We start from the raw sequence: 16,906 nt of genomic DNA on the forward strand, positions 1-16,906 counted from the left end.
CAACCCTAGGCATCAGCACACGCGCCCGGGCTGGAAGGTTCAGGACTCCTGGAGCTTGCGGAATTCCTCGGTGTTGCGGTATTCCACGTTGCCCTCTTCGGCGGTGGTTTCGACCTTGCCCTTGTCCTCGTCGTCGACCCACTCGGTGACGGCGGTTCCGGAGACCGTGCCGCCGCTGCCGGGCAGGGTGGTGGTCTGGAGGTCGTCGTTGTAGGCCTGGGCTTGCCTCTTGGCCTCTTCCTTGTGCTCGTCAGTGACCTCGGGCTTCTCGGTCATTTTCGGTTCTTCGGAGTTTTCGGTTGACTCAGCCTGTCGCCGTTGTTCGCGGACATCAGGCTGCCCACCCTGTTGCTGCTGTTCTGACTCGCCGGTGCGTTGCTCTTGTTCGGTACCCATGGCTACGGGCTGCCCGAAGGTCCGCGTTACGAAACGCAGGGCAGCTAACCAGCCGGTACTGCCCGCAGCGCAGCAGGGAGGCTCGGCAGGAAGTGCTGCGTGGCGAAGGCGCGGATGTTTTCTGCGGTTTCCAGCGGTTGCGCGCTCGGCAGCAGCAACACCATTGCCGCGTATCGCAGGATGGTATCGGCCAGCTCGAGCACCGCCCGCTCTCCGATCCGCTCGGCGAAGCCGGCCGGGAAGATCACCCGCAGCGCCTCGGCCATGCGCTCGATCGCCGCGCCGTAGTGCTGGCCGGCCATCTCGAGGAGCAGGCCCGGCTCATCGGTCATCATGCGATCGAGCACCCGGTGCCTGCGAAACTTCAGTATCGACAATGTAAATGCTTCGACGTAGTAATTCGACTGCGGCGCAGACTGTTTCAGTTCGGCGGCGATGTCGGCGAACAGCCGGACGTTCTCACGTTCGATGACCGCCGCGACGAGTTCGTCCTTGTTGGCGAACCGCCGGTAGATGGTGGTGCGGCTGACCCGCGCCCGGCGTGCGACGTCGTCGAGGGCGACCCTGCGAAAGCCATGCTGTTCGAACTCGACGACGGCTGCGTCGAGGATGGCCTCCAGCGTGGAATCAGCCCCTGGCATAGCCCTTTAGCGCATAACCGTTGTAGCGCAGCCGCATTGGCAGATGATCCCACACCCAATTAACGGGCTTCGAGCGCCACAAGGCGGCGAAGCGCTGATAGCGACGCTCCTGGCTCGCACTCCAGGGCAGGCCGAGCAGATCGCGGGCGCGTGGCGGCAGCCCGCCGGTCGTCAGGAAGGCGGCGACCGGATCGAATACGACCGCGACGACGCGCCACACGACCGGCGACATTCCCTTCGGGCAGGGGAAACCCTTCGTCACGTAGCCGACGCCGTACTTGGCGGTCGGATGCGCAACCATGACCTCGTTCATCATCCGATCCCAATACTGTTCGAACTCAGCGTAATTCGCTGGCATCGGTCGATCGCTGACGCCGTAGCGGCGATACCACGTCTTGGATTCGAGGTAGATCTGCTCCTTCTCGTCCTGCGTCAGCCGCTTGACGAACGTGTCGGCGAAGTAGAGCACCTGCTCGACGAAGGTGGCGTGCGCCCAAAAGTAGGTGTCGGGATCGAGTGCGTGGTAGCGGCCGCCATCCGGCATGTCGCCCTTCACATGGTGGTGGAAGTCGCGGACCTGCGTGCCTGCATTGGCGTCCTCGGAGCCGTAGACGGTGTTGAAGATCGGCGGGATGGTCCGCTTGAGCCGCTCGGCGGTGTCGGCGAAGAACGTGGAGTGGTCGAGCACGCCCTGGCCGAGTTCGGCGAGCATGTTCTGCAGCACCGCGGGACGCGGGCCGATCAGGTACATGCGGTTGTCCCCGAAGTAGCGCCAGACCAGCGAATCCGGGCCGAGTGGTAGGGCGTCTGTCGCTGTGGGCTGCTCCGCAAGCTCCGTCATGTGCAACAGTGTTACAGATTTCGAACTTTGTACCAATCGGATGTGGCGAGGCCCACAGTTGGTCCGACAAGGCGCGACCGACCCCTTTTGTACGTCGATGTACGGCGTGTCCGTGTACAAACACGGCCGCTCGCGGAGATGGGGTGCGGTCAGCGGTGGCGCAGCGCGGCGATGCCGAGTACGGCCAGCACCCCTGCGACCGTCGCCAGCAGCAACGACAACCCCAGCAGCGGCGGGCTGTAGACCACCGACGTCGTCTGGGGTTCGCCCTCCAGCACCGGCGCCACAACGACCGTCGAACTGGCGGCCAACCAGCTCAGCACGCATCCGATCGCCGCGGCGACCGCGAGCAGCAGCTCTATCCGGGCCCTCATGACGCCCGCTCGGGCGGGATGCGCTCTTCAACGAGACGGGTCAGCGCCGACCGCAGCATCTGGTGCTTACGCGCCCATGCCTGGGCGGTTCGATCGTTCGTGAGCCGCAGGCCGATGCCCGTGCGCCCGCGCGGCACACCGGTGAGCTCGCCCAGTGCGCGCGCCGACATCCATTTCTGCTCGTCCGGTCCGGTCGGCTCCGGATAAATCCGCACGATGTCGTCGATACGGAGGCGTTCGGTGCCTTGGCGCAGGTAGTCGGGCGTCAACTCCACCGAGGTGTGGATACGCGCGGCCTTCACCTGAATCCAGAGAAATCCGGACACCAGCGCGAAGAAGATGCCGGGCACCAGCAACTGGATGCCGTAGCCGGCCGACAGTTGGATCAGCGCCATGGCGATACCGGCGCCAGGGCCTGCCGACAACCACCACCAGCTCGCGCCCTGCTCGTAGAACAGCACCTCGGGTTCCGCGCCGCTGTCCGTCATTGCGGCTCCTGCTCGGGCGCCGTTGCGCTCGGTCGGGTAATCAGCACGGTCCCGGCCACCAGAGGGAACACCGCCAGCAGCGTGATGCCGTTCGTCAGACGGAAGAGCGCCGCGACCGCGACCAGCACGACGATGGTCAGCGCCAACGCCAACGCGGCGCGCCGATAACGGGTGTCGCCGCCCCGGCTGCGTCCCGCCAGAAACGCCAGCGCGGCGCCCGCGAGCGCAAAAATGACACCCGCTCCTCGAAAGGCCACGGGCATGTGCAGCGAAGCGGCGATCAGACCACCGAGGAGGAGAAGAAAAGACGCTGCTACCCAGCACCAGAATGCGGCGGTGACGACACGCGGTCGCGACTGTGGGGCTGTCATGTCCCGGTCAGCCTAACGGTCTCATCTGGTGAAGAAGGCGTGGGCATCCTTGCGGTGTAGCAGGAACACACCGCCGACGATCAGCACAGACCCGACGATCGCGGTGACCGCGAAGCCGACGGCCGCCGCGGTGGGGCGGGCCACGGAGAACAGGTTGCTGGCTGTGTAGACCACCGACGCGACGCCGCCACCCGTCAAGAACGTGCGCGCCCACCGGTATCCGTGCCTCATCAAGATCAGGAACGTCAGGACGACTGCGGCCAACACGACGACGAATACGACCGAGATCGCCGTCACGATCGTCGGCTGATGACTGTCGGTGACCACCAGGTCGATGACGTAACCGATGACCATCAGCGGCAGCGCCGCCACCCACAGCCAGAATCCGGTGTCGACGTCCAGCGGCCTGGCCCGCTCGGTCGTCTTCTGGGGCTGGGTCATATGTCGCGCGCCCCGCGGCTCTGCGTCACGCCAGCCAGCCGGCCACGTCTGCGGCCCAGTACGTCAGCACGATGTCGGCGCCCGCGCGTCGAATGCCCGTCAACGTCTCCAGTGCCACCGTCTGCAGATCGATCCAGCCGTTCGCGGCCGCGGCGCTGATCATCGAGTACTCGCCCGAGACCTGATACGCCGCAACCGGCACCGGCGAGACCTCGGCGGCGGCGCGCACCACGTCGAGGTAGCTCATCGCAGGCTTGACCATGATGATGTCGGCACCCTCGGCGATGTCCAACTCGATCTCGCGTACCGCCTCGCGAGCGTTGGCCGCGTCCTGCTGATAGGTCCGACGGTCACCGCTCAGGCTGGACGCCACGGCCTCACGGAACGGGCCGTAGAACCCCGATACGAACTTGGCCGCGTAAGCCAGGATCACGGTATCCGGGTGACCCGCGGCGTCAAGGCCGTCGCGGATCGCCGCGACCTGGCCGTCCATCATCCCGCTCGGGCCGACGACGTGCGCTCCCGATTCTGCTTGTGCGACAGCCAATTCCACGTATTTGGCGTTGGTGGCGTCGTTGTCGACCCGGCCCGCGGCGTCCAGTACTCCGCAGTGGCCGTGATCGGTGAATTCGTCCAGGCAGGTGTCGGCCATCAGCACGGTGTCCTCGCCCAGATCCTTGGCCAGATCGCGCAGCGCAACGTTGAGAATGCCGTCCTCGGCAATCCCCGCCGAACCGACGGCGTCCTTATCCTCGTCGCGCGGGATGCCGAACAGCATCAGCCCGCCGACACCTGCAGCCACCGCATCGGCGGCCGCGCGGCGCAGGGAGTCCCGCGTGTGCTGGACAACGCCCGGCATCGAGGCGATGGCGCGCGGCTCGTCGACGCCGTCGGCGACAAACATCGGTAGCACCAAATGCCTTGGCTCAAGCGAGGTTTCCGCTACGAGCCGGCGCAGCGCAGGAGTCGTCCGGAGCCTGCGGGGACGGTGGCGTGGGAACACTGGGCCCCTTTCGGTTTACCGCCGGCGGCTCTTCTTGCGCGGCGGCGGCAGCGCACCCTCGGCGCGCAGCCGCGCGGCGTGCTCGGCCAGCGCATCGACCAGCGGACCGACCGCGGCGACTTCGGGCTGCACATCGACGCGCAGGCCGAATTCCGCTGCTGTCTCAGCGGTTTTCGGACCGATGCAGGCGACGATGGTGCGCGCATGCGGCTTGCCTGCGATACCGACCAGGTTTCGCACCGTCGAACTCGACGTGAAGCAGACCGCGTCGAAACCACCGGTCTTAATCATTTCGCGGGTCGACGCGGGCGGCGGCGCCGCGCGCACAGTGCGATAGGCCGTGACGTCCTCGATCTCCCAGCCACGTTCACGCAACCCCTCGGCCAGCGTCTCGGTTGCGATGTCTGCCCGCGGCAACAGCACCCGGTTCACGGGATCGAAAACGTCGTCGTAGGGCGGGAACTCATCAAGTAAGCCCAGCGACGACTGCTCGCCCGAGGGCACCAGCTCCGGGTTGATGCCGAAGGCGCGCACCCGGTCGGCCGTGGCCTGTCCGACGCACGCGATCTTCACCCCCGAGAACGCACGCGCGTCAAGGCCGAACTCGTTGAACTTCTCCCACACCGCACGCACCGCGTTGGTGGAGGTGAACACCACCCACTGGAACCGGCCGTCGACCAGACCCTTGACCGCGCGCTCCATCTGCGCGGGGCTGCGCGGCGGCTCGACCGCGATGGTCGGCACCTCGACAGGCAATGCACCGTGCCCGACCAGCTTTTCGCTCATCTCGCCCGCCTGGTCCTTGGTGCGCGGCACCAGCACGGTCCAGCCGTACAGGGCGCGACTCTCCCACCAGTTGAGCTTCGCGCGGTTGGCGACGGTTTTGCCGATGGTCGCCACCAGCGGCCCGGCCAACGGACCGGCAAGCTCGCTGCCCGCAGGCCTGTCCAGCACAGCCTTGTCGAGCAGGCCCGCGAGAGTTGTCTCGACCGAACGCTGTTGGCACGTCGTGCCATTGGCGGTCACGACGGTCGGCGTGGTGTCGACCAGCCCGTGCTCGATCAGCGCGCGCGCCGCATCAGGAAGGTGAGATGCGGTGGCGTGCAAGATAAGTGGGCCCGGCGCGGCGGCCAGCGCCGCCCAGTCCACGTCACCACGGACATCGGCGACGGTGTGCGCCGACCCAAGCGGCAGCCCCGCATACGTCGGCACCGCGGTGGTGTCGGGCAGTCCCGGAACGATTTCGAAGTCCAGGTGCGTCTTGGCCAGCGCGGTCACCTCGGTGATCACCGCGTCTACCGACAGCGGGTCACCCGCGACCAGACGGACCACGTCCACGCCGGTGCGGGCTTCGGTGGCCAGTGTCTTGGCGACCTCGGCAGGGTCACCCAGCGCGGGCCGGATGTCGGGGCCGCCGGGGATCGCAGGCGTATCAGCCGGCGCGTCGGCATCGGTATCGGCCGCTTTCGGCGCTTGGGCCGGCTCGGGTCCCGACGGCGGCGGCAGCTCAGAACCCGCAATGGCGAGCACAGCTTCTGGCACGTCAGGATCGGTGAAGACCAGCGCAGCGTTGGCGAGCACTGTTCGCGCCCGTGTCGTCAGCAGCCCGGGATCGCCCGGCCCGGAGCCGACGAAGGTGATGCGGCCGGGCTTTGTCTTACGCCCTCGGCCCGAGTGCCCAGTCATTTCTCTCTCCCAGCCTCGGCCAACAGATCGCGCGCCCCCAGCTCGAACAATTCCGCGGCCACCGAGAGCCCCAGCTCTCGTGCCCGATCGGGTGTCCCGATGCCGGACGCACGGATCACGTCGGATCCGTCCAGCGTCGCCACGCAGCCGCGCAGCGACAGCTCTTCGAAGACGCGACCGTCCTCATCGATGGACTCGACCACCTCGGCGATCGCCCCCACCGGTGCGGAACAACCCGCCTCCAGTTCGGCGAGCAGGACTCGTTCAGCGGTGACCGCGGCGCGCGTGTCGGCGTCGTCCAACTCCGCCAGTAGCGCGGCGAGCTCGGTGTCGTCTGCGCGGCACTCGACCGCGAGCGCACCTTGAGCCGGCGCTGGCAACATCTGCACCGGCTCGAGAGTCTCGGTGACATCTGCCAGCCGCCCGATGCGGGCCAGTCCCGCCCGTGCGACCACGATGCCGTCGAGATCACCATTGCTTACCCTGTTCAACCTGGTATCAAGGTTGCCTCGTAGGGGGCGGATTTCCAAACCGAGACCCAATGCTCTAAGCTGCGCGGCCCGGCGCGGGCTCGACGTGCCGATCACGGAGCCGACGGGCAACTCTCCGAGCACCATCCCGTCACGGGCCACCAGGGCGTCCCTGGCGTCCTCGCGTGGGGGTATCGCGGCGATCACGAACCGGGGGTCGGGCGCCGTCGGCAAATCCTTGTAGGAGTGCACGGCCATGTCGACCTGACGCTCGTCAATGGCCTCGCGCAGTGCCGCGGTGAACACGCCGATGCCGATGTCGACGATCGGACCGGTGGACCGGTCGCCTTCGGTGGAGATGATGACCAGCTCGGCGGCATGCCCGTTGGCGGCCAGCGCGTCTTTGATGGCACCGGCCTGGGTCTTGGCCAACAGGCTGCCCCGGGTGCCTATCCGGATTACTTCGTGCCTAGTGCTCAAGCGCTACTCGGTCTTGTCGAGATCTCTTGTGACCAAAGGTAATTCGGGCCCGGCGACGGCATCGACTGCCTGCTGGTCGAGTTCGAACAGCTCGCGCAGCGCCTCGGCGTAGCTGTCGCCGCCAGGCGCGCTGGCCAACTGCTTGACCCGCACGGTCGGCGCGTGCAGCAGCTTGTCGACGACGCGGCGCACGGTTTTGGCGACCTCGTCACGGTGCGCGGCGTCGAGCCCTGGCAGCCGGTTGTCCAGCCGCAGCAACTCGGCCTCGACCACGTCGGCCGCACGCTGCCGAAGAGCCGTCACGGTAGGGGTGACCTCGGCCATCCGCTGTCCGGCCAGGTAGCTGGCAACCTCGGCGGCGACGATCGCGCGGGCCGCGTCGGCGTCCGAGGCCGCGGCGCGGGCCGACGGATCGCGCTGGATGCGGTCCATGTCGACGACGAAGACGCCGGGCAGGCCCGCGACGGCGGGATCGACGTTGCGCGGCATGCCGAGATCGCAGATCACCAGTTGCTTGGGCTCCTGCCCGTGCGCCAGGCCCCGGTGCACGTCGGCGAGCGAAACCACCGGGCGCACGGCCCCGGTGCAGCTGACGACCACGTCGGCATCGGTGAGCACAGGGGTCAGGTGGTCGAACGGGAATGCGTCGGCGCTGATGTCGAGCTCGCGGAGCTTGTCGGCCAGCCGCTTGGCGCGGGGCAGCGTCCTGTTGACGATGTGGATGCGTTCGACGCCCGCGCGGGCCAATTGCTTGGCGGCCAGCGCGCCCATCGCGCCTGCGCCGACGACGACCGCCGAGCGGCCCGCCAAGCCGTCCAGCTTGCTATCCGCCAACCCAAGGGCCACCGACACCACGGAGGCGCCTGCCGCGTCGATGCCGGTCTCCGAATGCACCCGCTTGCCGACGGACAGCGCGCGCTGGGCCAGCTCGTGCAGTGTGCGGCCGACGGTGTGGTTGGCCTCGGCGGCGGTATAGGCGCGGCGCACCTGCCCAAGCACCTGCGCTTCGCCGATCACCGCGGAGTCAAGACCGCTGGTCACGGCGAACAGATGCTCGACGGCCGCTTCCGCGTACCGGACGTAGGCGTATTTGGTCAGGTCGTTGAGCGACATTCCGGAGTGCTCGGAGAGCACCGAACCGATCACCGAGAGGCCACCGTGGAACGCCTCGACGACGGCGTACACCTCGACGCGGTTGCAGGTGGACAGCACCATGGCTTCGGTCACGAGCGAGGATTGCAGCACCTGCTCGACGATCTTGGCCTGATCGGCTTCATCAGTGCTGAGTTGCTCGAGCACCGACACCGGCGCGCTGCGGTGCGAAACCCCGAAAAGCAACACGCTCACGGCTTGTCCACCACGTCATCCAAGGTAATGGCTGAGCAGCTGGCCTACCAAATTTGCTCAGGTCTCATCGGTTCGCCAGATCCGCCCTCAGCCGGGGTTCGTCGACCTCCCAGTAACTGTGCTCGGCGCCGTCCAGCAGCACCACGGGCAGCCGGTCGCCGAATTCGGCACGCAGCGCGGAATCCCCTGCCGCCGCAGCCGCGTCGACGTCGGTGATGCACAATTCGAAGCCCAACTCTTCGGCCAGTTGCCGCAACCGCGTGGCCGCCGCGGTACAGATCGTGCAGCCATCCCGTGTGAGCAATTCCACGCGCCCGTTCACCCCGCAAGTATGACTACCCGCTGCCTTACTGTTGATCCGTGTCCGAAAGCGGGGGAACCGACGTCGAGGCCAGCCTGGAGGCCAAGGAACAGCAGGTGGCCGGTGAGGCGAGCGCCGAGGCGGCCGTCACCGATCTCGCGGTCGAAGCTGCCACCACGCCTCCCCCGCCGCCGCCCGACCTGACCGCGGCGGCGTTCTTCGACGTCGACAACACCTTGGTGCATGGCTCCTCGCTGGTGCACTTTGCCCGCGGGCTGGCCGCCCGCAAGTACTTCACCTACGGCGATATGGGCCGATTCATCTACGCGCAGGCCAAGTTTCAGCTTCTCGGCCGGGAGAACAGCGACGACGTGGCCGCCGGCAAGACCAAGGCGCTTTCGTTCATCGAGGGCCGCTCGACCGCCGAGTTGGTTGCTCTCGGCGAGGAGATCTACGACGAGATCATCGCCGACAAGATCTGGCCGGGCACCCGCGCGTTGGCACAGATGCACCTTGATGCGGGCCAGCAGGTGTGGCTGGTCACCGCAACGCCCTACGAGTTGGCCGACACGATCGCAAGGCGGTTGGGCCTGACCGGCGCGCTCGGCACCGTCGCCGAATCGATCGACGGGGTGTTCACCGGTCGGCTGGTCGGCGACATCCTGCACGGCAGCGGCAAGGCGCACGCCGTGCGGTCGCTGGCCATCCGCGAGGGTCTCAACCTCAAACGCTGCACGGCCTACTCCGACAGCTTCAACGACGTGCCGATGCTGTCTCTGGTCGGCACGGCCGTCGCGATCAACCCCGACGCCGACCTGCGCGATCTGGCGCGTGAGCGGGGCTGGGAGATCCGCGATTTCCGCACTGCGCGCAAGGCTGCCAGGATCGGAGTGCCTTCAGCACTGGCGCTCGGTGCGGTCGGCGGCGCGTTGGCAGCGATCGTTTCCCGTCGCCAGGACGGTGCCTAGCACGCTGCCGGAGGCGGCGATCCGGCGCTGATAGGCTCGCGCCGCTAACACTTAGAACGGAAGACGAAGCCAGCATGGGCATCGCTGACAACATCATCGGAACCCACTTCCGCTACCCCGACTATTTCGAGGTGGACCGGGAGAAGATCCGCGAGTTCGCGCGCGCCGTCAAGGACGACCATCCCGCGCACTACAGCGAGGAGGCCGCCAAAGAGTGCGGCTACGACGCCCTGATCGCGTCGCTGACGTTCCTGGCCGTCGCCGGCCGCAGGGTGCAGCTGGAGCTCTTCAACCAGTTCGACGTGCCGATCAACATGGAGCGGGTGCTGCACCGCGACCAGAAGATCGTCTTTCACCGACCGATCCTCGCGGGAGACAAGCTGTTCTTCGACTCCTACCTCGATTCGGTGACCGAGTCGCACGGCGCGGTGCTCACCGAGATCCGCGGCGAGGTGACCGACGAAAACGGCGACCCGGTTCTGACGAGCGTCGTCACCGTGATGGGTGAGGCGCAGTCTGACACCGAGGCCGACGAAGTCAGCGCGAAGATCGCAGCTGCCCGCGACGCCGCGATCGCGAAAATGGTTGCTGGGCAAAGCTCTAAGCAGAGCTGAACCGACCGAGAACCCCTCAGCCGAGGAACATGTTGCGGCGGTTTGCCAGCAGTTGGTACAGCGTCTGCTGAATGGTCTCGCGGACCTGGTCGGTCAGCTCGAACGTGACCATCGGATCCTCGGCCGCAGACTCGTCGTAGTCGGCGGTCTCGATCGGCTCGCCGAACTGGATGTGCCACTTCGAAGGCAGCGGCACCATGCCGGCCGGCCCCGCAAGCGGGAACAGCGGCGTGACCGGGAAATACGGCAAACCGAACAGCCGGGCCAGCAGCTTCACGTCGGCGATCATCGGGTAGATCTCCTCGGACCCGACGATCGAGCACGGCACGATCGGCGCCTTGGTCCGAAGCGCCGCCCCGACGAAGCCGCCCCTGCCGAACCGCTGCAGCTTGTAGCGATCCTTGAAGTGCTTGCCAAGACCCTTGTAGCCCTCGGGGAAGACGGCGGTCAGCTCGCCCGCCGCCAGCAGTCGGTGCGCGTCTTGCGTGCACGCCATGGTGTGGCCCGCCTTGCGCGCAGCCTGACCGAGCATCGGCATGTCGAACACCATGTCGGCGGCGAGCAGGCGCAGGTCGCGGTGGGTGGGGTGCTTGTCGTGCACGGCCACCGCGGTCATCAATCCGTCGAACGGCAACACGCCTGCGTGGTTGGCGACGACGAGCGCCGCACCCGTGCGCGGCAGGTTTTCAATCCCGCTGACTTCAACGCGGAACCACGAGTTGAAGAGCACGCGCAGCAAAGGCAAAAAGATTGCGTCGTTGAGGTGTGGGTCGAAGCCGAACTCGTCGACGGTGTAGTCGCCCATCATCCGCTTGCGAACGAACTCGGCGATCGAGGCGATCCGCTTGGCGAGTTCGGACGGCGTCTCTTCGACGGGCGCGCTGCCCGAGACGGCGCCGCGCCGCTGGTCGATTTCGCGGACGACCGCGGCGATCTGCTCGGCCGAAGCGCGCCCACCGGAGTCTGTGAGCAGTGAGGGATGTCGGCGTGACCCTTCAGCGCGCGCGGCAGCAGCGCGGCGCCCAGCCGACGATCGGCTCGAATTAGAATGCAGCGGAATGACTTTGGCTTTGGGCTCGCCCGCCACGTTGTTACCTTCTCCCCACCCGATTTGAAACTGTTTCTCTAGCGTCCCCAGCGTTGCGCCGCCGACACGGCGCGACTCTCCATTGAGCGTACCCATCGCGGATCGATGATCGGCGTCAATCCGCGGCCCCGGACGTAATCGTCAAAGGCTTCCGCGGTTGTCCACTTCGGGCTGTAGCCTAGGTCATTTCGCATCCGCGTCGTGTCCATCACCCGGCCGTAGCTGAGGTAGTCAAGCTGCTCTCGATCGAGTTCAGTGTAGCGAGTTGCGCGCCTCAGCGAATCCACCGCCCACAGCGCAGAACGCGGAACGGGCAGCGGAATGCGGCCCGAGCGGCGGATGGCCTGACTCATCATGATGATGCCGGATGCGCCGACGTTGAACGTGCCCGACTTGCCCGCCATCGTCGCGCGCTCCAGCGCACCGAGCGCGTCCTGCTCGTGCAGCAGTTGCAGCCGGGCGTCGTGGCCGATCACCGTCGGCACCACCGGACCGGCCAGATACCGCGACAGCGCTGTGTCCATCGCGGGCCCGATCATGTTGGCCAGCCGCAGGATGCTCACGGAGATGTCGGGACGACGACGGCCAAGGCCGCGGGCGTAGCCCTCGATGTCGATGCTGTCGCGGGCGAAGCCCTCGCCCGGCGGTCTGCGCCTGCTGCTGCTCTCGGTGAACAGCACCGGGTCGCGCGAACTCGAGCCGTACACCTCCGACGTCGACTTGAGCACGACGCGGCGAACGGACGGGGCCTTCTGGCAGGCCGCGAACAGCTGGATCGCGCCCATCACGTTGAGTTCCTTGAGCGTCGCCCGTCCGCCCGAGCGTGGCGAGTAGGACGCCGCCGCGGCATGCACGACGGTGTCGACGTCGCCGTTGCGGATCACCTTGGCGATGAACGGGTTACGGATGTCGGCCCTGACGAACTCCGCCCGGCCCATCCGGCGCAGCAGGTCCTTGCTCGGCGCGATCGCGTCCACCGCGATGACGTGGTTGATCAACGGGTTCTGCGCGAGTCGAGCGGTCAGATACCCACCGAGGAACCGGCACGCACCCGTGACCAGGACGACCTTCGGATAGCCAACGGTGTCCCGCGAATCCGCGCCGTTTGATCCGCCCCCAGAATCCATTCGGTCAGCCTAGCGGCCGAGCGTGAAAGCTACTTGCCGAGTTTTCTGCGCTGCACCCGGGTGCGACGAAGCAGCTTGCGGTGCTTCTTTTTCGACATGCGCTTGCGCCGCTTCTTGATGACTGAACCCATGAACTCAGAAGTCTCCGTACCTATGCTCTCAAAGCCTCTTGACCCGCATACCTTACCGAAGATGCATAGGTAAACGAAAAACAGCGCCTGCGCGCGGGACAATCAGCCCGCGTCGAAGTACGAGCTCTCCAACATGTCGTGGACAGCCTTGGCGTGCACCCGGAACGAACGCCCGACGCGGACGGCGGGCAATTCGCCGTTGTGCACCAACCGATACACCGTCATCTTGCTGACTCGCATCAGGCTCGCCACCTCGGCGACAGTGAGAAATTGAGCACGTGGCGGCTGACCGTCGGTGGGGCCGGCGTCACGCGGCGCCTTCCCACTAGCCGAATCCCGCGCCGATGGCCCGTTCATAGACGTCATCGCAACCCAATCCATCAGGCACGGGCAGTCCAGCGGCTTCCCCACCGCTGGCACCAACCCGTGCTTACCACTGGGAGAATAGCGTGGCGGATGGGGTTACTGCGACGGGTGTGGGCTAATCGGTTGGAAATTGATTAATTACTCAGATGTAATTCCGAGCTGCTCAGAGCGCCTTTTTGCGGCTTCGACGGCCTCGCCGACCGCCGCCCGCAAACCGCCCCGCTCGAGTTCGCGCAGACCAGCGGCGGTGGTGCCCCCCGGCGAGGTAACGGTGGCGCGCAATTGGGCGGGCGTGGTGTCGATGGCGGTGCCCATGGCGGCATCGCCTGCGGGCTGAGCCTCGTCGAGGCGCTCCAGCAACATCGCGGCCGAGCCTGCCATCGTTTGCACGACCAGATCGGTCGCCACCGACCGCGTCAGGCCCACCGCGACGCCCGCGTCCACGAGCGCCTCGACCATCAGGAAGAAGTACGCAGGCCCCGAACCCGAGACCGCGGTGACCGCGTCGAGCTGCGATTCGGGCACCGTGAGCACACCGCCGACCGCATCGAAGATCGACGACACCTCCTTGAGGTGGTCTGCCGTCGCGAACCGGCCGCGAGCCAGCGCGCTGACTCCCCCGCCGACGACGACGGGCGCATTGGGCATCACCCGGATGACCGGCGATCCAGCGGGCAGCTTGTTCTCGTAGAACTCGGTCGTCACACCGGCGACGACCGACACGAAAACCTGTTCGGCGGTGTCACTTTCGGCCTTGGCCGCGGCGTCGGCGATCTCACTGACGACGGCGCCCACATCGGCCGGCTTGACCGCGACGACGACATAGGTGGCGGTGTCGACCGCGTCGGCGACCGTCGTCACCAACACCGAATACGTGTCGGACAGATATTTCGCGCGCTCGGGAAACTTCTCGGCGACAACCAGGTCCTTGACCTGTCGTCCGGAGCGCAGCAGCCCGGATAGCAGTGCCTCGCCAATACTTCCGCCGCCGACGATCGCGATTCTGGCCATGCGCGCAAGCATTGCAGACGCGCGGGAGCACTAGGGCGTGGGCACCATCGCCAGCTGTCGGGTCTGCACCACGATGTGGCCCTCGCAGTCGACGACGATGTGGTCCTCGTCGAACCAGTCCTGGCCGATCTGCACCGTGGTGCACAACACCCGCAGCCAGCCGTCGGCGGGCAGCGCCCGCAGATACGCGGTGAGCTGAACCGTCGGCGCCCAGCCCGTCCGGTTCACTCCGAATGTCACCGGCGCTGACACATCGCCACACAGCAGCGCGAAAAGGACATCGGGCGCAACACCTTTCGGGCGCACCCAGTACTCGATGATCGGCGGGCCGCCGTCGGTGCGCGGGGTGAACGTGGTCAGCGACGGCCGGATGTCGCAGCCGTGCGCCAGATGCACGATGTCCTCCATCGGATGCCCTGGGCCGATCGGTTCGAGGCCGGGCGGCGGCTCCGGTTGCATCAGCGGAATGACGGGGTTGACCGACAACAGCGGCGGCACATGGTGTTCCGGGTCGCCGAGGGTGACGGCCGCGCGCACGGCCGTGCGGTCGCCCTGATTCAGCTCGACGTCGATCAGGCTGACCCGACGCCCGCGCTTGCGCACGGTCGTGACGACCCGCATCGGACCGGGATCAGGGGCCCACAGAAAGTTGCCCGAGACCGCGATCGGCTGCACGTCGCCGCCATGTTCCGCGCGAGCCGCGTTCGCGCACAGCGCCAGCATCGCCCCGCCGTGCACCTTCGGACCGATGGTCCAGTGCTCGTTGAGCTCGCCGTCGTAGCGGCCGTCCCCGAGCGGGGCCAGCGCCATGGCGTCGGTGAACAGGGTCGATCCCGGCATGTGGTTCCTTTGATGCGTCAGCGAAGCAGGTGCTTGCGGGCGAACTCCAGCGATTCGCGCAGCAGCGCTTCGCGTTCGGTGGCGGTGCGTGCGCCCGACGTGGTCACCTCGAGGATCACATGCCCGGCAAAGTCGCTGTCGGCCAGCATCTGGCAGACCTCCGCCGTCGGCTGGGTACCGCGTCCGGGCACCAGGTGCTCGTCGGTGGACGCGCCGCTGCCGTCGCACAGGTGCAGATGCACCAGCCCCTCGCCCATCCGGCGGGCCATGTCGAGCGCGTCGGTGCCCGCGGTGGCGGTGTGGGACAGGTCCAGCGTGTAGTGGGCGTGGTTGCCGTCCAGCGGGTCATAGGAGGGCGCGAAGGCCGAGATGCCCGGCCCCGGCCTGCCGCCCCGCTTACGCATCCGCTCGATCGACGTCTGGCCCGCCCCGAAGAACCGGTCGGCGCGGAACGGAAACATGTTCTCGACGGCCACCAACACGTCGCTTGACGCCTCGAGCTCTGCGACCTGCTCGGAGAAGCCCTCGGCATAGCGGCGCTGCCAGCGGAACGGCGGGTGCACGACGACGGTCTGCGCGCCGAGCTGTTCGGCCGCTCGCACGCTGCGCTCGAGCTTCGGGATGGGGTTGGCCCCCCACACCCGCTGCGAGATCAGCAGGCACGGCGCATGCACCGACAGCACCGGCATGTCGTAGCGCTTCGACATCGCCTCTATGGCGTCGACGTCTTGGCTGACCGTTTCCGCCCACACCATCAGCTCGACGCCGTCATAGCCGAGCTTCGCGGCGTACTCGAAAGCCGCCTCAGTCCTCAGCGGATAAACCGAGGCCGTCGATAGACCGACCTTGATGGCGGGGCGCACGGTATCTGTCGGCGCCTCAGCCGGACTGAAGCAGAGCCAGCGGTCCCAGCGTCACCAGAGCGCCCACCGCCACCGCGATCAACGTGCTGCCGATGTCCTCGGTCTTGCGAACCACGCGGACCCCGACCACGAGGCCGAGGATCACCAGCACCGAAAGCACGAGGGCGACGATGTTGTTCCACTTCCACAGTTGGTCGAACGCGATGAATAGACCGGCGCCGAAAGCGACCGCGATGATGCACTGGCCGACGACCCACGCAGTGCGCAGGACCGACGACATCCCGCTTGAGGACGCAGCCTCGCCGCCTTCGAGGTCCGCGTCGTCCTCGAGATCGATGTCCTCGGGGCGCGGGCGCGACCCGCGGGCCAGGTCGTCGGCGACCGTCTGACCGCCGAACAGCGTGCCCGACGTGGCCCGCAGATACGACGGAAGCTCGTCCTTCGCGTCGACTTCCTCGGCGAGTGCGGCTTCGGTGTCCTCGTCCTCGATCTCCGGTTCGTCGGTCAGGACCAGGTCTTCCTCGTCCTCGTCGACCGGATCCGGGCTCATCTGCTCGGCGCCGACAACGCCGAAACGGCGCTGACCGGGCGCGTACTGCGGGCGGCGCGGTGGCGGCGCGAAGAAGTCCACCAGGTCTTCGTCGGTGTCGCGCCGTTCGATGTGGGTCGAGTATTCGGCGACGGCGTCGGCATAGTCGTCCGCGGCGTCGTCGTCGTACTCGTCCTGCGCGGGTTCGGCCTCTGCCTCGGGTTCTTCGAGCTCGACCTCGTCGACGTGGCTGTCGACACCGTTCGTCGAAACCGGCTCGTCTTTCACGGCCGGGAGGGTCCGCGTCGTCTCGTTCTCGTCGACGTCATGCCCCGAAACGATCGGGATTTCGCCCGTCAGCTCCGCGACTGTGACCGAATCGCTGTTGCCACGACGGCGCCGGCGCCTGCCGCCGACGGGCGGGGCACCGATCGTGCCGTTCTTGGCCAGCAACTCCGCAACCGAGATCGGTCGCGTGTTGCTGTAGCTGTCTTCTGGTCCTGTCATCGTGTGTTGCCTTTGGGCCTAGCT

Annotated in this window: 22 protein-coding genes; 2 read left to right on the top strand and 20 right to left on the bottom strand. The window is 67.0% G+C overall.

Annotated features, from left to right (window positions below; genetic code table 11):
- Positions 1-39 precede the first annotated feature (39 nt).
- From GGC64_RS26110 to GGC64_RS26165, 12 genes are all read right to left on the bottom strand, one after another.
- Positions 40-276 carry a hypothetical protein gene (locus GGC64_RS26110; RefSeq protein WP_225952469.1) on the bottom strand — a complete coding sequence of 79 codons (237 nt, stop codon included), beginning with the start codon at positions 274-276 and terminating at the stop codon, positions 40-42.
- Positions 277-440: 164 nt separating this feature from the next.
- Positions 441-1,037, bottom strand: a complete 597-nt coding sequence (locus tag GGC64_RS26115) for a TetR/AcrR family transcriptional regulator (RefSeq protein WP_192725490.1) — start codon at positions 1,035-1,037, stop codon at positions 441-443.
- Positions 1,024-1,878 carry an oxygenase MpaB family protein gene (locus tag GGC64_RS26120; RefSeq protein WP_192725491.1) on the bottom strand — a complete coding sequence of 285 codons (855 nt, stop codon included), beginning with the start codon at positions 1,876-1,878 and terminating at the stop codon, positions 1,024-1,026. The genes GGC64_RS26115 and GGC64_RS26120 overlap by 14 nt, the downstream gene beginning before the upstream one ends.
- 149 nt (positions 1,879-2,027) lie before the next feature.
- Positions 2,028-2,252 (bottom strand): hypothetical protein, encoded by a 225-nt coding sequence (locus tag GGC64_RS26125; protein WP_192725492.1) that lies wholly within the window; start codon positions 2,250-2,252, stop codon positions 2,028-2,030.
- Complete coding sequence (locus tag GGC64_RS26130) at positions 2,249-2,740, bottom strand: DUF3093 domain-containing protein (protein ID WP_192725493.1); 492 nt, start codon at positions 2,738-2,740, stop codon at positions 2,249-2,251. Before GGC64_RS26130 ends, GGC64_RS26125 begins: the two co-directional genes overlap by 4 nt.
- A complete protein-coding gene (locus GGC64_RS26135; protein WP_192725494.1) occupies positions 2,737-3,111 on the bottom strand; it encodes a hypothetical protein in 375 nt (124 codons plus the stop codon). The genes GGC64_RS26130 and GGC64_RS26135 overlap by 4 nt, the downstream gene beginning before the upstream one ends.
- A gap of 21 nt (positions 3,112-3,132) precedes the next feature.
- Positions 3,133-3,552, bottom strand: coding sequence for a hypothetical protein (locus tag GGC64_RS26140; protein WP_192725495.1), 420 nt, complete (start codon positions 3,550-3,552; stop codon positions 3,133-3,135).
- A 25-nt stretch (positions 3,553-3,577) separates the two neighbouring features.
- A complete protein-coding gene (gene hemB / locus GGC64_RS26145) occupies positions 3,578-4,555 on the bottom strand; it encodes a porphobilinogen synthase (protein ID WP_192725496.1) in 978 nt (325 codons plus the stop codon).
- 15 nt (positions 4,556-4,570) lie between these two features.
- Entirely contained in the window at positions 4,571-6,241 is a 1,671-nt protein-coding gene (locus GGC64_RS26150; RefSeq protein WP_192725497.1) for a bifunctional uroporphyrinogen-III C-methyltransferase/uroporphyrinogen-III synthase, read from the bottom strand.
- A complete protein-coding gene (gene hemC / locus GGC64_RS26155) occupies positions 6,238-7,191 on the bottom strand; it encodes a hydroxymethylbilane synthase (protein WP_192725498.1) in 954 nt (317 codons plus the stop codon). Before hemC ends, GGC64_RS26150 begins: the two co-directional genes overlap by 4 nt.
- Positions 7,192-7,194: 3 nt before the next feature.
- Positions 7,195-8,538, bottom strand: a complete 1,344-nt coding sequence (locus tag GGC64_RS26160) for a glutamyl-tRNA reductase (protein ID WP_192725499.1) — start codon at positions 8,536-8,538, stop codon at positions 7,195-7,197.
- Positions 8,539-8,602: 64 nt separating this feature from the next.
- The gene (locus tag GGC64_RS26165) at positions 8,603-8,860 is read right to left on the bottom strand and encodes a glutaredoxin family protein (RefSeq protein ID WP_192725500.1); all 258 of its coding nucleotides are present in this window, start codon (positions 8,858-8,860) and stop codon (positions 8,603-8,605) included.
- A gap of 38 nt (positions 8,861-8,898) precedes the next feature.
- Between GGC64_RS26165 and GGC64_RS26170 the strand changes: the two genes are divergently transcribed.
- Positions 8,899-9,807: an HAD-IB family hydrolase gene (locus GGC64_RS26170; protein ID WP_192725501.1), complete on the top strand. Its 909-nt coding sequence runs from the start codon at positions 8,899-8,901 to the stop codon at positions 9,805-9,807.
- Between the two features lie 74 nt (positions 9,808-9,881).
- Positions 9,882-10,421 (top strand): MaoC family dehydratase N-terminal domain-containing protein, encoded by a 540-nt coding sequence (locus tag GGC64_RS26175; RefSeq protein WP_192725502.1) that lies wholly within the window; start codon positions 9,882-9,884, stop codon positions 10,419-10,421.
- A 16-nt stretch (positions 10,422-10,437) separates the two neighbouring features.
- On the opposite strand, the gene GGC64_RS26180 is transcribed toward GGC64_RS26175, so the two are convergent.
- From GGC64_RS26180 to GGC64_RS26215, 8 genes are all read right to left on the bottom strand, one after another.
- Entirely contained in the window at positions 10,438-11,532 is a 1,095-nt protein-coding gene (locus GGC64_RS26180; RefSeq protein ID WP_192725935.1) for a lysophospholipid acyltransferase family protein, read from the bottom strand.
- A 14-nt stretch (positions 11,533-11,546) separates the two neighbouring features.
- Positions 11,547-12,635, bottom strand: coding sequence for an SDR family oxidoreductase (locus GGC64_RS26185; RefSeq protein WP_192725503.1), 1,089 nt, complete (start codon positions 12,633-12,635; stop codon positions 11,547-11,549).
- A gap of 29 nt (positions 12,636-12,664) precedes the next feature.
- On the bottom strand, positions 12,665-12,766 hold the full coding sequence (locus GGC64_RS26190; RefSeq protein ID WP_003402602.1) for a 30S ribosomal protein bS22: 102 nt from the start codon (positions 12,764-12,766) through the stop codon (positions 12,665-12,667).
- Positions 12,767-12,868: 102 nt separating this feature from the next.
- On the bottom strand, positions 12,869-13,132 hold the full coding sequence (locus GGC64_RS26195) for a helix-turn-helix domain-containing protein (protein ID WP_192725936.1): 264 nt from the start codon (positions 13,130-13,132) through the stop codon (positions 12,869-12,871).
- Positions 13,133-13,270: 138 nt separating this feature from the next.
- Complete coding sequence (proC, locus tag GGC64_RS26200) at positions 13,271-14,143, bottom strand: pyrroline-5-carboxylate reductase (RefSeq protein ID WP_192725504.1); 873 nt, start codon at positions 14,141-14,143, stop codon at positions 13,271-13,273.
- A gap of 30 nt (positions 14,144-14,173) precedes the next feature.
- The gene (locus GGC64_RS26205; RefSeq protein ID WP_192725505.1) at positions 14,174-14,983 is read right to left on the bottom strand and encodes a thioesterase family protein; all 810 of its coding nucleotides are present in this window, start codon (positions 14,981-14,983) and stop codon (positions 14,174-14,176) included.
- Positions 14,984-15,000: 17 nt separating this feature from the next.
- Positions 15,001-15,846 (bottom strand): sugar phosphate isomerase/epimerase, encoded by an 846-nt coding sequence (locus GGC64_RS26210; RefSeq protein WP_192725506.1) that lies wholly within the window; start codon positions 15,844-15,846, stop codon positions 15,001-15,003.
- Between the two features lie 16 nt (positions 15,847-15,862).
- Positions 15,863-16,882 (bottom strand): hypothetical protein, encoded by a 1,020-nt coding sequence (locus GGC64_RS26215; RefSeq protein WP_192725507.1) that lies wholly within the window; start codon positions 16,880-16,882, stop codon positions 15,863-15,865.
- Between the last annotated feature and the right edge of the window lie 24 nt (positions 16,883-16,906).

It is taken from the genome of Mycobacterium sp. OAS707 (assembly GCF_014873705.1).
In the GTDB taxonomy this organism is placed as follows: domain Bacteria; phylum Actinomycetota; class Actinomycetes; order Mycobacteriales; family Mycobacteriaceae; genus Mycobacterium.

What these genes read in the sequence shown, in the direction of transcription:
- GGC64_RS26190 (WP_003402602.1), bottom strand. Translation starts at nt 12,766, where the DNA reads ATGGGTTCAGTCATCAAGAAGCGGCGCAAGCGCATGTCGAAAAAGAAG.
- GGC64_RS26125 (WP_192725492.1), bottom strand. Translation starts at nt 2,252, where the DNA reads ATGAGGGCCCGGATAGAGCTGCTGCTCGCGGTCGCCGCGGCGATCGGA.
- proC (WP_192725504.1), bottom strand. Translation starts at nt 14,143, where the DNA reads ATGGCCAGAATCGCGATCGTCGGCGGCGGAAGTATTGGCGAGGCACTG.
- GGC64_RS26215 (WP_192725507.1), bottom strand. Translation starts at nt 16,882, where the DNA reads ATGACAGGACCAGAAGACAGCTACAGCAACACGCGACCGATCTCGGTT.
- GGC64_RS26110 (WP_225952469.1), bottom strand. Translation starts at nt 276, where the DNA reads ATGACCGAGAAGCCCGAGGTCACTGACGAGCACAAGGAAGAGGCCAAG.
- GGC64_RS26175 (WP_192725502.1), top strand. Translation starts at nt 9,882, where the DNA reads ATGGGCATCGCTGACAACATCATCGGAACCCACTTCCGCTACCCCGAC.
- GGC64_RS26185 (WP_192725503.1), bottom strand. Translation starts at nt 12,635, where the DNA reads ATGGATTCTGGGGGCGGATCAAACGGCGCGGATTCGCGGGACACCGTT.
- GGC64_RS26120 (WP_192725491.1), bottom strand. Translation starts at nt 1,878, where the DNA reads ATGACGGAGCTTGCGGAGCAGCCCACAGCGACAGACGCCCTACCACTC.
- GGC64_RS26140 (WP_192725495.1), bottom strand. Translation starts at nt 3,552, where the DNA reads ATGACCCAGCCCCAGAAGACGACCGAGCGGGCCAGGCCGCTGGACGTC.
- GGC64_RS26195 (WP_192725936.1), bottom strand. Translation starts at nt 13,132, where the DNA reads ATGACGTCTATGAACGGGCCATCGGCGCGGGATTCGGCTAGTGGGAAG.
- GGC64_RS26130 (WP_192725493.1), bottom strand. Translation starts at nt 2,740, where the DNA reads ATGACGGACAGCGGCGCGGAACCCGAGGTGCTGTTCTACGAGCAGGGC.
- GGC64_RS26205 (WP_192725505.1), bottom strand. Translation starts at nt 14,983, where the DNA reads ATGCCGGGATCGACCCTGTTCACCGACGCCATGGCGCTGGCCCCGCTC.
- GGC64_RS26135 (WP_192725494.1), bottom strand. Translation starts at nt 3,111, where the DNA reads ATGACAGCCCCACAGTCGCGACCGCGTGTCGTCACCGCCGCATTCTGG.
- GGC64_RS26150 (WP_192725497.1), bottom strand. Translation starts at nt 6,241, where the DNA reads ATGACTGGGCACTCGGGCCGAGGGCGTAAGACAAAGCCCGGCCGCATC.
- GGC64_RS26115 (WP_192725490.1), bottom strand. Translation starts at nt 1,037, where the DNA reads ATGCCAGGGGCTGATTCCACGCTGGAGGCCATCCTCGACGCAGCCGTC.